This is a genomic window from Saccharothrix stipae (genome assembly GCF_054781895.1).
In genome coordinates this window covers 32,618-45,452 of the sequence record NZ_BAAGTN010000022.1, presented here as the reverse complement: position 1 = coordinate 45,452, position 12,835 = coordinate 32,618, and the positions used below count along the sequence as shown (strand labels likewise).

At 73.2% G+C, this 12,835-nt stretch carries 13 protein-coding genes; 6 read left to right on the top strand and 7 right to left on the bottom strand.

Annotated features, from left to right (window positions below):
• Positions 1-127: 127 nt before the first annotated feature.
• Complete coding sequence (locus ACYVLT_RS35210; RefSeq protein ID WP_461124486.1) at positions 128-757, top strand: GNAT family N-acetyltransferase; 630 nt, start codon at positions 128-130, stop codon at positions 755-757.
• Here ACYVLT_RS35210 and ACYVLT_RS35205 read toward each other — a convergent pair.
• The 5 genes from ACYVLT_RS35205 to ACYVLT_RS35185 all read right to left on the bottom strand — a co-directional run bounded on the left by ACYVLT_RS35205 (position 680) and on the right by ACYVLT_RS35185 (position 6,081).
• Positions 680-1,588 (bottom strand): S1C family serine protease, encoded by a 909-nt coding sequence (locus ACYVLT_RS35205; protein ID WP_461124485.1) that lies wholly within the window; start codon positions 1,586-1,588, stop codon positions 680-682. The two genes, ACYVLT_RS35210 and ACYVLT_RS35205, sit on opposite strands and share 78 nt — an antisense overlap.
• Before the next feature lie 102 nt (positions 1,589-1,690).
• Entirely contained in the window at positions 1,691-2,908 is a 1,218-nt protein-coding gene (locus tag ACYVLT_RS35200; protein ID WP_461124484.1) for an SGNH/GDSL hydrolase family protein, read from the bottom strand.
• 248 nt (positions 2,909-3,156) lie between these two features.
• Positions 3,157-4,302: a glycosyltransferase gene (locus ACYVLT_RS35195; RefSeq protein WP_461124483.1), complete on the bottom strand. Its 1,146-nt coding sequence runs from the start codon at positions 4,300-4,302 to the stop codon at positions 3,157-3,159.
• A gap of 93 nt (positions 4,303-4,395) precedes the next feature.
• Entirely contained in the window at positions 4,396-5,490 is a 1,095-nt protein-coding gene (locus tag ACYVLT_RS35190) for a glycosyltransferase (RefSeq protein ID WP_461124482.1), read from the bottom strand.
• A 99-nt stretch (positions 5,491-5,589) separates the two neighbouring features.
• A complete protein-coding gene (locus ACYVLT_RS35185; protein WP_461124481.1) occupies positions 5,590-6,081 on the bottom strand; it encodes a MarR family winged helix-turn-helix transcriptional regulator in 492 nt (163 codons plus the stop codon).
• Between the two features lie 74 nt (positions 6,082-6,155).
• On the opposite strand from ACYVLT_RS35185, the gene ACYVLT_RS35180 reads away from it, so the two are divergent.
• The 3 genes from ACYVLT_RS35180 to sigJ are packed head-to-tail and all read left to right on the top strand — an operon-like array spanning position 6,156 to position 9,777.
• Positions 6,156-8,171, top strand: coding sequence for an MMPL family transporter (locus tag ACYVLT_RS35180; RefSeq protein WP_461124480.1), 2,016 nt, complete (start codon positions 6,156-6,158; stop codon positions 8,169-8,171).
• Between the two features lie 23 nt (positions 8,172-8,194).
• Positions 8,195-8,848, top strand: a complete 654-nt coding sequence (locus tag ACYVLT_RS35175; protein ID WP_461124479.1) for an SDR family oxidoreductase — start codon at positions 8,195-8,197, stop codon at positions 8,846-8,848.
• Positions 8,845-9,777 (top strand): RNA polymerase sigma factor SigJ, encoded by a 933-nt coding sequence (gene sigJ, locus ACYVLT_RS35170; protein ID WP_461124478.1) that lies wholly within the window; start codon positions 8,845-8,847, stop codon positions 9,775-9,777. Before ACYVLT_RS35175 ends, sigJ begins: the two co-directional genes overlap by 4 nt.
• A 9-nt stretch (positions 9,778-9,786) precedes the next feature.
• On the opposite strand, the gene ACYVLT_RS35165 is transcribed toward sigJ, so the two are convergent.
• Positions 9,787-10,365, bottom strand: a complete 579-nt coding sequence (locus ACYVLT_RS35165) for a TetR/AcrR family transcriptional regulator (protein WP_461124477.1) — start codon at positions 10,363-10,365, stop codon at positions 9,787-9,789.
• Between the two features lie 107 nt (positions 10,366-10,472).
• Here ACYVLT_RS35165 and ACYVLT_RS35160 point away from each other — a divergent pair, with 107 nt between their 5' ends.
• Entirely contained in the window at positions 10,473-11,492 is a 1,020-nt protein-coding gene (locus tag ACYVLT_RS35160) for an aldo/keto reductase (RefSeq protein ID WP_461124476.1), read from the top strand.
• Between the two features lie 276 nt (positions 11,493-11,768).
• Positions 11,769-11,891 (top strand): hypothetical protein, encoded by a 123-nt coding sequence (locus ACYVLT_RS35155; RefSeq protein ID WP_461124475.1) that lies wholly within the window; start codon positions 11,769-11,771, stop codon positions 11,889-11,891.
• Here ACYVLT_RS35155 and ACYVLT_RS35150 read toward each other — a convergent pair.
• Positions 11,888-12,634 (bottom strand): SAM-dependent methyltransferase, encoded by a 747-nt coding sequence (locus tag ACYVLT_RS35150; protein ID WP_461124474.1) that lies wholly within the window; start codon positions 12,632-12,634, stop codon positions 11,888-11,890. The genes ACYVLT_RS35155 and ACYVLT_RS35150 overlap by 4 nt on opposite strands.
• Positions 12,635-12,835: the final 201 nt, after the last annotated feature.

Genomic DNA, 12,835 nt, shown 5'->3' with positions numbered 1-12,835 from the left:
CACGGCGGCCCTCGCCTCGTCCGACGCACGCACGTGCGCACGCACCGGTCGGGGCGCACGGGTGATCGCCGTCGGCCGGTGGAGAAATCGGTACACCCGCGCGACGGCGATCGGGCAGGCTGTCGCGATGGGGTACGCGGTGCGCGACTACGTCGCCGAGGACGAGCGGTCGTGGCTGCGGTGCCGGGTGTCGTCGTTCCTGGGCACCGCCCTCCGCGACGACGTGGTGGCAGCCAAGCCCGAGGTCCGCGGTGCGGAACTGGTGGCGGTGGACGGGGCGGTGGTCGTCGGCATCCTCGACCTGGCGGTCGACGGCGACCTGGCCACCATCGAGACGATCGCGGTGCACCCGGACCACCAGCACCGGGGGATCGGCGGCGCGCTGCTGTCGCGGGCCCGCGCCCGTGCCATCGCGCTCGGCGCGACCACGCTGGACGCCTGGACCCGGGACGACCCGCCGACGTTGCGCTGGTACCGCGCCATGGGCTTCGGCGAGAGCGACCACCACCTGCCCGTGCTCGCCGACCAGCGCACCTCGCCCGACGAGCCGGCCCGTGCCGTGGCCGCGCGACCCGACCGGCGCGCGGCGAAGGCGTTCCGGCACGCCGACGTCACCGAGGAGGCGCGGTCGCGCCGGGAGTTCGCCCGCGTGCACGCGCGCCGGCGGTTCGCGATGCCGTTACGTGGTGAGCTCCGTGGGCGTGGCGATGACGTCGACCATGGCGCCGTTGCGCAGGACGGTCACCGGCAGCGGTAGGCCGATGGCCTCGGCGAACAGCTGCCGCTGGATGCCCTGGGCGTCGTTGACCGGTGTCCGGGCCACGCTCAGCACGAGGTCACCGTCGCGCAGGCCCGCCCGTTCGGCCGGACCGCCGGGCACGACCTGCACCAGCCGCACGCCCGCGCGCTGCCCGGTGCGTTCGGCGACGGCGTCGGGCAGCGGCGCGGGCGCGCCGACCAGGCCCAGGTAGGCCCGCCGCACCCGGCCCTCGACCAGCAGGGTCGACAGGATCCGCTGGGTGGTGCTGTTCATCGGGATCGCCAGCCCCAGGCCGATGCCCGCCAACGCGGTGTTGATGCCGACGACCTCGCCCGCGGAGTTGGCCAGCGCGCCGCCGGAGTTGCCGGGGTTGAGCGCCGCGTCGGTCTGGATCACGTCCTCGATCACGCGCCCCATCCGGCCGTTGCTCACCGGTACCGCGCGGCCCAGCGCGCTCACCACGCCCGCGGTCACCGAACCGGCCAGGCCCAGCGGGTTGCCCACGGCGATCACCAGTTGGCCGACCTGGAGGTGGTCGGCGTCGCCGAACTTCGCCGGGCCGGGCGCGTCCGCCGCCGCCCGCAGCACCGCCAGGTCGGCCAGCGGATCGGTGCCCACCACCGTGAACGGCGACTCGGAACCGTCCGCGAACACCGCCGTCCCGTCCCGCGCGCTGCCGACCACGTGCGCGTTGGTCAGCAGGTGGCCGTCATCGGTGAACACCACCGCCGACCCCGTGCCGCGCGGCATGCGCACGCTGGCCACGTGCGGCGTGACCGACTTCGCCACCGCGATCACGGCCTGCGAGTAGGCGTCCAGCGGGTCCATCGGCGCCTCCTGATTACACGATTACACCTCAATCGTGCGCTCGGGGAGGCCGTGCTGTCCGGGGCGTTCGCCGACAGCGGATTCACCCCGGACAGCGGCGGGTCAGCGGTCCAGCAGCATGTCCAGGTCGACGGCGTCGGCCATGGCTTCCGTGCCCGCGTCGTTCGGGTGCAGGTGGTCGCCGCTGTCGTAGGCCGGGTTCAGGGTGGCCGGGTCGCCGGGCACGGCGGTCGCGGCGGCGAAGTCGACCACGCCGTCGAACTCGCCGGACGTGCGGATCCAGTCGTTGAGCGCCCGCCAGGTCGCCTCGCGCTCCTCGGTCCAGATGAACGAACCCTTGAACGGCAGGATCGTGCCGCCGTACACCCGCACGCCCTTGGCCCGCGCCTGCGCGATCACCTCGCGGTGCCCGGCGATCAGGTCCTCGGCCGACGCGCTGTAGCCGATGTCGTTCACCGCCTCCAGCAGGATCATCGCCTGGACGCCGGTCTGCGACAGCACGTCCCGCCGCACGCGCGTCACGCCGGCCACGCCCCAGTACGGCTCGTCGCGGTCGGCGATGAGGCGGTTGCCGCCCAGGCCCGCGTTCACCACGGACAACGTCCGACCCGGCACCGCGTTCAGCCGCCTGGCCAGGAAGTCCGGCCACCGGCGGTTGGCGTTGCCGGTGGTGCTGGCCGTGTCGGTGATCGAGTCGCCGAACGCCACCACCGTGCCCGCGACCCGCCTCGCGGGTGCCACGTCCACACCGTCGACGACCATCCAGCACGGGGTGTCCTGGAACCCGCCCGACAGCGCGCCGGTGCGGTCACCCGGTGCCAGGTAGTTGCCCTGGGCGGTGAACGGGTGGTTGGTCAGCGGGCCGGTGGCGTCCGGCAGGTACGCGCTCACCAGCAGCGTGGACAGCGCTTTCACGTCCAGCGCGACCGGGTCGCTGAACAGCTCCCGGCCGACCGGCACCGTGACGCCGCGCTTGCCCTTGAACGTCAACGCGCGCAACGTGCCGGGCACCGCCGCGTCACCGGACGCCTGCACCGCGACCGACGCGCGGCCGACCCGCAACGGCGTGGCGCCGAAGGTGTTGGTCAGCCGGACCCGCACCGAGTTGCCGCCGGCGCTGAGGAACACCACGTTGCGCACGGTCTGGTCGCGCAACCCCTGACCCGCCGGGCAGTCGCTCCACGGTATGTCGCTGCCCACCACGGGACTCGCCGCCCAGCCGGCCACCCAGGGCTTGCCGTGCGCGGTGGCCGTCGGTTGCAGCACCGCCGTCGCCACGAGCGCGGCCGTCACGGCCAGCTTCCCCACGTGTCTTGCCATGAAGGTCTCCCAACGCCGGTCGTCATCGGTGACGTCGCCGACGGTGGCAGCGATCAAATTAACCGGTCAAGCACGCCACGACGAGTGGCGCGATCGTTGCGACGAGTGGCTCGACTTACGTGTTAAGCCCGAGGTCCGGTTGGTCGCACCGGTGCGCCGCGTCGATCGTGGCCACCGCGCCGGGTGGCGGTTCCGCACCCTGCCCGCCTGACCACGCCCCCCGGTCGTGGTCAGGCGGGCCTGCGGGGTCAGACGTGGTCGGGCAGCGAGCGGGCCACGTCGTGCGGTGACGGCATGGCGGCCACCTCGTCGGCCATCGCGCGGGCCGCGTCGCGCACGGCCTCGTCGGCGAGCAGGCGCCGTGCCGTGGTCGTGATCGCCTCGGCGGTCGTCTCCGCGCCCACCAGCCGGTCGCCGAGCCCCGCCTCGGCCACCATCGCGGCGTTGTTGAACTGGTCGGCCCCCTGCGGCACCACGAGCTGCGGCACGCCCGCGCCGAACGAGCCCATCGTCGTCCCGCTGCCGCCGTGGTGCACCACCAGGTCCACGTGCGGCAGCAGGTCGGCCTGCGGCACCCACGGCCGCACGACGACGTTGGCCGGCAGCTCGCCGAGCGCGTCCACCTCGACCGTCGGCCCGGCGGCCACGAGCACCCTCGCGTCCAGCGCGCCGAGGCCTTCGATCGCCGTGCGCAGCACGCCCGCGTCACCGAACGCGGTGCCCAACGTGAGGTACACCAACGGCTCGCGGTGGTCGAGCACCCACGACGGCAGCTCGCCGGGCTCGGCGAACGGCACGGGCCGCAGCGGGATCCGGTGCCGTGCCGCGGCCAGGAACCGCGGGTCCTGCACCGACGGCGGGCAGATGTCGACGTACGGGTTGCCCAGCACCATGAAGTCGTCGTCCGGCAGGTCGACGCCGAGGTCCGCGGCGACCGCGGACAGGTGCTTGCGCACGGGGTCGGAGAACTCCTCGGCCTCCCACATCCGGCCGAACGAGTGGCACAGCGCGGGCACGCCCGCGACCTTCGCGGCCAGCCCCGCGCCGGGGTTGCCCAGCTCATGCACGACCAGGTCCGGCTTGCGGTCGGCGATGATCGGCGCCAGGTCGGCGGCGAAGCGGCGCGGCAGCACCGAGCCGAACACCGCCGAGATCTGGTCGGCGCCGACGTCCTGCGCCTGCACCCCCTCCGCGCCCTCGAACGCGGCGGTGAACGCCTCGTGGATGCTCAGGCCGCCGACGACGTGCTCGACACCGTGCGGGGTTAAGGCGTTCGCGAACGCCTCGGAGGTCACGAAGATGACCTCGTGGCCGACCTCGCGCGCGGCGATCGCGAGCGGCAGCAAGGGATAGGTGTGTCCGTGTGAGCCGAGGCTCGAAAAGAGGATTCGCACCGGTTCGAGCGTAGCGAGATTTTTCTACGTCGGGTGAATTTCGTCCGGATTGGGGTGCTTGCCGCGACGAGGCGAAGATCACCCCGGCGTGGTTCAGGCGTAGTCGGGCAGCAGACCCGCCACGTCGTGCGGCGACGGCATGGCGGCCACCTCGTCGGCCATCGCCCGCGCCGCGTCGAGCACGGCGTCGTCGGTGAGCAGGCGGCGTGCCTTGGCGGCGATCACCTCGGGCGTCACCTCCGCGCCGAGCACCCGGTCGCCCAGGCCGGCCTCGGTCACCATGGCGGCGTTGGCGAACTGGTCGGCGCCCTGCGGCAGGACCAGGTGCGGCACCCCCGCGCCGAACGTGCCCATCGTGGTGCCCGCACCGCCGTGGTGGACCACGAGGTCCGCGTAGGGGAGCAGGTCGCCCTGCGGCAACCACGCCCGCACGACGACGTTGTCCGGCAACTCGCCCAGGTCGTCCACCTCCACGGCCATGGCGGTGGACACGAGCACCTTGGCGTCCAGCGCGCCGAGGCCCTCGATGGCGGTGCGCAGCACGCCCGCCGTGCCGAACGCCGTGCCCAACGTCAGGTACACCAGCGGTTCGCGGTGGTCGAGCACCCACGACGGCAGTCCGCCGGGCTCGGCGAACTGCACCGGTCGCAGCGGGACGCGGTCGGTCGTGGTGGCCAGGAAGTCCCGGTCCTGCACGGACGGCGGGCAGAGGTCGAGGTAGGGGTTGCCGAACCGCATGACGTCGCCGTCGGGGACCTCGACGCCGTACTCGGCCGCGACCTCGGCCAGGTGCAGGCGGATGTCCTCCAGGGGGCCGCTGGGCAGCCAGTACTTGCCGAACGAGTGGCACACCGCGGGCGTGTCCGCCGCCTTCGCCGCGAGCGCCACGCCGACGTTGGCCACCTCGTGCACGACCAGGTCGGGCTTGCGGTCGAGGATGATCGGCGCCAGGTCGGCGGCGTGCCTGCGGGCCAGGATCGAGCCGAACACCGCCGAGACGCGCCTGGGGTCGAAGTCCTTCGCCTTGCGCGCCGCGGGGCTCGCGTTGCCCAGTTCGAACGCCTCGAGCATGTCCATCCCGCCCGGGACGTGCTCGATGCCCTGCGCGGTCAGCGCCTGCGCGAACTTGTCCGTGGTCACGAACGTGACGTCGTGGCCCAGGTCGCGCGCCGCGACGGCGAGGGGCACGAGGGGGAATGTGTGTCCGTGCGAGCCGAGGCTCGAGAAGAGGATTCTCACGGTGAGACCCTGTCGCTTTTCGGCCGGCGCGATCGTGCTACCCGTGGGTCACTGCGGACCGGGCGGAGATGACTTCGGGTCCGGCGGCGCGGCGAGCGCCGCCCGCACGGCGGTGGTCGCGTCGATGCTCGCGGCCAGGAACCGGGCGATCACCTCCTTGTCCGCGTCGCCGAACCGCTCCCACGCGCGGGTGTACGCGACGTCGAGCGGCTCGAAGAAGTGGCGTCCCAGCTCCAGCGCCTTGGCCGACACGTGCAGCTCGACCTTGCGCCGGTCGTGCGGGTTGCGCGTGCGTTCGACGTGCCCGGAGGCCTCCAGCCGGTCCAGCACCGATGTCGTGGCGGACGTGCTCAGGTGCAGCGCCTCGGCCAGCCTGGTCGGGGACATCGGCGTGCCGCCCCACCGCGCGTCCATGATCAGCGCGAGCGCGTTGAGGTCGGTGCGGTGCATCCGCTGCTTCTCGCCGAACATCTCCACGAACCGGTCGGTTTCGACCGTCAACTGCCGGAGCAACCTGACCAGGGCCGAGTTGTCGGCCATGCGCCCTCCCGTTATTCTTTCGACGGTCGAACTATTGGATCGTCGAACTTTGTGGCCTCGGAGGTCATTGTCCCGTGCACGCGACCCGGAACCGCACCCGCTGGTTGTTGCCCGCCCTGGTGGCGGTGGCGTGGCTCGCGCTCGGCGGCTTCTCCGGCCCGTTCGCGGGCAAGCTGAGCGAGGTCGCGGTCAACGACAGCACCGCGTTCCTGCCCGCCTCCGCCGAGGCCACCGAGGTCTCCGAGCGGGTGAAGGCGTTCGGTGACGCACGCGGCCTGCCCGCGATCGTGGTCGCCGAGCGCGCCTCGGGGCTCACCCCGGCCGACCTGGAGTACCTGGGCGGCCGCGGCTTCGCCGGCGAGGCGTCGCCGGTGATCCCGTCGACCCGCGACGACCAGGCCGCGCAGGTCGTCATCGCGGTCGACCCGGTCGACCCGGCGGGTGCGGTGGAGGACATCCGGGCGAAGCTGACCGACCCGCCCGACGGGCTCACCGTGCTGGTCGCCGGGCCGGCCGCGCAGGTCGCCGACCTCAAGGAGGCGTTCGGCGGCATCGACGGCCTGCTGCTCCTGGTCGCGGGCGCGGTCGTGGCGCTGATCCTGGTGCTGGTCTACCGCAGCCCGCTGCTGCCGCTGGTGGTGCTGCTGTCCGGGGTGTTCGCGCTCGGCCTGGCCAGCCTCGCGGTCTACCTGCTGGCCGACCGCGACGTGATCGACCTCAACGGCCAGAGCCAGGGCATCCTGTTCATCCTGGTCTTCGGCGCGGCCACGGACTACGCGTTGCTGCTGGTGTCCAGGTTCCGCGAGGAACTGCGCGACACCGAGGACCGCTACCGGGCGATGCGGGTGGCCTGGCGGGCCACCATCGAGCCGATCGCCGCGTCGGCGGGCACCGTCGTGCTCGGCGTGCTGTGCCTGCTGTTCAGCGACCTCAACTCCAACAAGGGCCTCGGGCCGGTGGCCGCGATCGGCATCGGCGCGGCGCTGCTGGCCTCGGTGACGTTCCTGCCCGCCGTGCTGGTGCTGCTGGGCCGGTCCGCGTTCTGGCCGCTGCGGCCGAAGCTCGGCTCGCCGCACCCCGAGACGAGCGGGGTGTGGGCGCGGGTCGCCGGGATGATCTCGGCCCGGCCGCGGGCCACGTGGGTCGTCACCGCGGTGGTGCTGCTGATCGGCGTCGCGTTCGTGCCGCAGCTCAAGGCCTCCGGCACGGCGCAGTCCGACGTGTTCCTCACCGAGGTCGACTCGGTGGCCGGGCAGGAGGTGCTGTCCCGGCACTTCCCGGGTGGCACCGGCGCGCCGACGGTCGTGCTCGCCCGGGCGGGGCAGGCGCGGGCCGTGACGGAGGCGGCGGACGTGGACGGTGTGTCCGAGGTGCGGCCGGCGGGGGAGGCTTCGGGGTTGGTGCGGCTCGACGTCGTGCTGGAGGACCCGGCCGACTCCGAGGCGGCGTTGGCGACGGTGCAACGGCTGCGTGACGCCGTCCGGGCGGTGCCGGACGCCGACGCCAAGGTCGGCGGGCCCACCGCCACGCAGTTGGACACGCAGACCACGTCCGAGCGCGACCGGCTGGTGATCATCCCCATCGTGCTGCTGGTGATCTTCCTGGTCCTGGCGCTGCTGCTGCGGTCGCTGCTGGCGCCGTTGCTGCTGATCGCCACGGTCGTGCTGTCGTTCGCCGCGACCATGGGCGTCTCGGCGCTGGTGTTCAACGGGATCTTCGACTTCCCCGGCGCCGACCCCGTGGTGCCGCTGTTCGGGTTCGTGTTCCTGGTGGCGCTGGGCATCGACTACAACATCTTCCTGATGACGCGGGTGCGGGAGGAGTCCGGTGAGCTGGGCACCCGCGCGGGGGTGCTGCGCGGGCTGACCATCACCGGCGGCGTGATCACGTCGGCGGGTGTGGTGCTGGCGGCGACGTTCTCGGCGTTGGCGGTGCTGCCGATCCTGTTCCTCGCGCAGATCGCGTTCATCGTGGCGTTCGGCGTGCTGCTGGACACGTTCGTGGTGCGGTCGTTGCTGGTGCCGGCGTTGGGCGTGGACGTGGGCAGGCGCATCTGGTGGCCGTCGAAGCTCGCTCGCGGCAAGGACTGACACCGGGCGATGTCACAGTCCGCGTGGCCCGGATCGTCCTGACCGTGGCGGGTCTGGCGGAGGAGGGCACGATGAGGATCGCGGTGGTGGGCGGCACGGGAGCGGGCGGGCGCCGGGTGGTCGACGAGGTGGCCCGGTCCGGGCACGAGGCGGTCGTGGTCGGCCGGTCGGCCGGGGTCGACCTGCTGACCGGCGCCGGGCTCGACGCGGCCCTGGCGGGGTGCGGCGCGGTCGTGGACGTGTCGAACTCGCCGGGCTGGAGCCGTGACGAGGTGGAGCGGTTGTCGACCCGGGGCACCGGGAACCTGCTGGACGCCTCGGTTCGCGCGGGCGTGCGGCACCTGGTGGTGCTGTCGGTCGTGGGATCGGACGAGGCCGACCTCGACTACTACTTCGGCAAGCGGCGGCAGGAGGCGCTGGTGATGTCCGGGCCGGTGCCGTGGAGCGTGCTGCGGACCACCCGGTTACCCGAGCCCGCCGCCGGGTCGCCGGCGGGCGTGACCGGGCCGGTGCCGCCCCGGCCGGTGCCCGTGGCGGACGTGGCGGACGTGGCGGCCCGGCTGGTCGAGCTCGCGGTGGGGCGGCCGCAGGGGTTCGTCCTGCCCCTCGTCGGCCCCGATCTGCCGCGGCCGGCCGAGGGGGAGTGCGCCCGGTGCCTGGACGTGGTGTGCTCGTGACCGACCACGCCGAGGGATCCGCGACCGGACGCGCCACCGGGCCTTCGGCCGACCGGGTCGCCGAGTTGGCCGCGGAGTACACCCGCATCAGGCCGCGGCTGGTGGGCGTGGCGTACTCGCTCGTCGGCACGTTGGCCGAGGCGCAGGACGTGGTGTCGGACTGCTGGTTGCGGCTGACCGCCGCCGACGAGCAGGAACCCGTCCGCGACGTCGAGGCGTGGGCCGTGGTGGCGGTGGCGCGGCGCGCGGTGGACGTGCTGAGGTCGGCCCGGGTGCGGCGCGAGGAGTACGTCGGTCCCTGGCTGCCGGAGCCGCTCGTGGGCGCCACCGCGGACGACCCGGCGGAACGGGTGACGCTGGACGATACGGTGAGCTTCGCGCTCATGGTCGTGCTGGAGACCCTGACCCCCGCCGAACGCACCACGTGGGTGCTGCACGAGGTGTTCGGGATGCCGTTCCCGGAGATCGCCACCGTCGTCGGCCGCAGCCCGGCCGCCGTGCGGCAGTTGGCCGTGCGGGCCCGCGCGCACGTCGCGGCCGGCGCGCCCCGGGTCGACGTCGGCACCGCCGAGCACCGCTCGGCCGTCGACGCGTTCGTCCGCGCCGTCGGCCAGGGCGACCTGCGCGGCCTGCTGGCCGTGCTGGACCCGGACGTCGTGCTCACCAGCGACGGCGGTGGCGTGGTGGGCGCGGCGCGGCGCCCGGTCCACGGCGCGGACCGCGTGGGTCGGTTCCTCGTCGGAGTGCGCACCAAGCTGCCCGCCGGGGCGCGGATCGCGCCGCTGACCGTGAACGGCGGGCCCGGCCTCGTCGTGCTGGTCGGCACGACCCCCTGGTTCGTCTGCTCCTTCACCCTCCAGGACGGTCGGGCCAGGCGGGTCGACCTCGTGGTGACACCGCACAAGCTGCCGCGCGACCTGAAGGTCTAGCGCCAGGGGTCAGGCTCGGCGCAGTCCGGCGATGAGGAGCCCGACCAGCCGACGCGCGTCGTAGTGGGGGTCGCGGTCGGCGCCGATGCAGAGGTTGCCGACGCCGCGCATGAGTTCGAGGGCCTCGACGTCGGCACGGATCTCGCCGGCCTCGGCGGCGGCGTCGAGCAGTCGGGTGCACACGGGCACCAGGCGGTCCAGGAAGTACGCGTGCAGCGCGTCGAAACCGGCGTGGTCGGACCTCAGCACGGCGGCCAGCCCGTGCTTGGTCACCAGGAAGTCGACGAAGAGGTCGATCCACCGCCCGAGCGCGGCGTACGGGCCGGGGCCGTCCGCCAGCAGGGCGGGCCCGGCCTCGGCACAGGCCTCGACCTGGTGCCGGTACACGGCGATGATCAGGTCCGCCCGGGTCGGGAAGTGGCGGTAGATCGTGGCCGTGCCGACCCCGGCCGCCGCCGCGATGTCGCGCACCGGTGCTTCGACGCCCGAGGCGACGAAGACCGCGGCCGCCGCGTCGAGCAGGGACTCCTCGTTGCGCCGGGCGTCGGCCCGCTTCGGCTTGGCCGCGGGCCGGTCCTCGTCGTTCACGCGCGTTCCCTCCAGAGCCGTGGTTGCTAACCGGGACACTGTTCCGTATCGTCAAACGGGACAGCGTTCCGCTTGTTCAGGATGCCAGATCAGGAGACGACACGGTCATGCAGTACCGCACTTTGGGCCGCACCGGTGTGCAGGTCGGCACTCTCGCGCTGGGCGCGATGAACTTCGGCGCGATCGGGCGCACCGCCCAGGACGAGGCCACCGCGATCGTCGACGCCGCCCTCGAAGGCGGCATCAACGTCATCGACACCGCCGACTGGTACAGCGCCGGCGAGTCGGAGGTGATGGTCGGCAAGGCCATCGCGGGCCGCCGCGACGACATCGTGCTGGCCACCAAGGCGAACATGCCGATGGGTGACGAGCGCAACCACCGGGGCAGCTCGCGCCGCTGGCTGGTCACCGGGCTGGACCACAGCCTGCGCCGGCTGGGCGTCGACCACGTCGACCTCTACCAGATCCACCGGTGGGACCCGGCCACGAGCGACGAGGAGACGCTGTCGGCGCTGACCGACCTCCAGCGCGCGGGCAAGATCCGCTACTTCGGCTCCTCCACCTTCCCTGCCTACCGCATCGTGCAGGCGCGGTGGGCGGCCCGCGAGCACCACCTCGGCCGTTACGTCACCGAGCAGCCCAGCTACTCGATCCTCCAGCGCGGCATCGAGGCGCACGTGCTCCCGGTGGCCCAGGAGTACGGGCTCGGCGTGCTGGCCTGGAGCCCGTTGGCCTCGGGCTGGTTGTCCGGCGCGGTCCGCGCCGGGCGGGAGGTCGCCACCCACCGCTCGGCGATCCTGCCGGAGCGGTTCGACCCGGCGATCCCGGGCAACCGGGCCAGGCTGGACGCGGTGGAGCGGTTGGTCGAGGTCGCCGCCGAGGCCGGCCTGACCCTGATCCAGCTCGCCCTCGGGTTCGTCACCGCGCACCCGGCCGTGACCGGCGCGATCATCGGGCCGCGCACGCTCGACCACCTGCACTCGCAGCTGGCCGCCGCGGACACCGTGCTCCCGGCGGACGTGCTGGACGCGATCGACGCGATCGTCGCACCCGGCGTCGACCTCGCCCCGCAGGAGAAGTTCGACACCCCGCCCGCGCTGCTCGACGCGTCGCTCAGGCGCCGCTGAGGACATAGCGCGGCCGGGGTGGCGCGACGGGGTGGCGCCGGCGGGGGTGGCGCGGCCGGTTGGTCGGACCGGCGACTCCGTGTGGTCCCGTGCGGTGGATCTCCGCCACCTCGACACTGGGACCATGGGACTTCGCCCGATCCTCGCGTGCGCCGCGCTCGTCCTCGGCTTCGGCGCGGTCCCCGCGCTGACCGGGGCGCCGATGGCGAACGCCGACGCGGTGGACTGCATCGACTACCTGTACTGGAAGCACTTCGACGGCTTCATCATCAGTGCGTGCGTGCGTGCGGGCTCGGCGAGGACGGCAACGTGCGGAGCTGCGAAGACATCCTCACCTGGGCGAACGTGCGACCGCAGGACGTCGTCGAGGAAGCGTGCGGGTCGGCGGCCCAGCCCTAGGGCGTCGGCCGGAGCACCAGGGTGACGAAGCCCAGCACGCCGCGGTAGCCGTTGAGCCAGCTGTCGCGGTGCGCGGCGGACGTGGCCAGGACCTGCTCGCGGTCCGGGTGGTCGGGGTGGTCCAGCGCCCACGCGGCCAGCGAACCCGTCCAGCTCCACTCGTACTCGTCCCACTCCGCCGTCGTGCTCACGTGCCCGTGCACCGGCGTCCAGCCGTCGGCGACCACGCGGGCGACCGTGGTCGACAGGTCCGCGTACTTCTGCGGACCGTCCTCCAACTCCGCCCGGACCGCCGGGCTCGGCTCGCGTTCCCAGAAGCAGTCGCCGAGCACCACCACGCCGTCCTCGGCCAGGTGCTCCCGGGCGGCGGCGAGCGCGGGCAGCAGCTCGCCGAAGGCGTAGGCCGCGCCGATGCTGAGCACCACGTCCGCCCGGCGGGACGACCGGTACCCGTTCACGTCCCGGCACACCAGGTCGAGCCGGTCGGCCACGCCGAGCCGGTCGGCGTCGGCGAGGGTCGTGTCGAAGCCCGAGTCGGAGATGTCGACGCCGACCGCGGTGATGCCGTGGTGCACCTGCACCGCGCGCAGCAGCCACGCGCCCTCGCCGCACCCCAGGTCGAGCACGTGGGCGTCGGGTCGACGGATCGCCCGGTCCAGGATCTCGGTGACGGCGCGGTCGCCGACGGGCGCCGAGATCGGGTGTTCCGCGTGCGCCAAGGCGGTGAGTGTCTGTCGATCCACGATCAGTGACTAACACACCGGCCGGCGCGACCGCGCCTGTTTTTCCGGTCCGTACCGGTCCTTACCGGTACGGATTGGTGTCGGCCGGGCATGGCGCGGGAGCGGATCGTGAAGTAAAAATAGCCAACTCAACATCGCCGACGCCCTGACTCCGCCGGACCTGAGAGAGCGCTCTCTTGCGCGGCGGTCGGCGTCACTACC

Coding starts and splice junctions, on each gene's coding strand:
- ACYVLT_RS35200 (WP_461124484.1), bottom strand. CDS start 2,908: ATGGCAAGACACGTGGGGAAGCTGGCCGTGACGGCCGCGCTCGTGGCG.
- ACYVLT_RS35210 (WP_461124486.1), top strand. CDS start 128: ATGGGGTACGCGGTGCGCGACTACGTCGCCGAGGACGAGCGGTCGTGG.
- ACYVLT_RS35185 (WP_461124481.1), bottom strand. CDS start 6,081: ATGGCCGACAACTCGGCCCTGGTCAGGTTGCTCCGGCAGTTGACGGTC.
- ACYVLT_RS35160 (WP_461124476.1), top strand. CDS start 10,473: ATGCAGTACCGCACTTTGGGCCGCACCGGTGTGCAGGTCGGCACTCTC.
- ACYVLT_RS35205 (WP_461124485.1), bottom strand. CDS start 1,588: ATGGACCCGCTGGACGCCTACTCGCAGGCCGTGATCGCGGTGGCGAAG.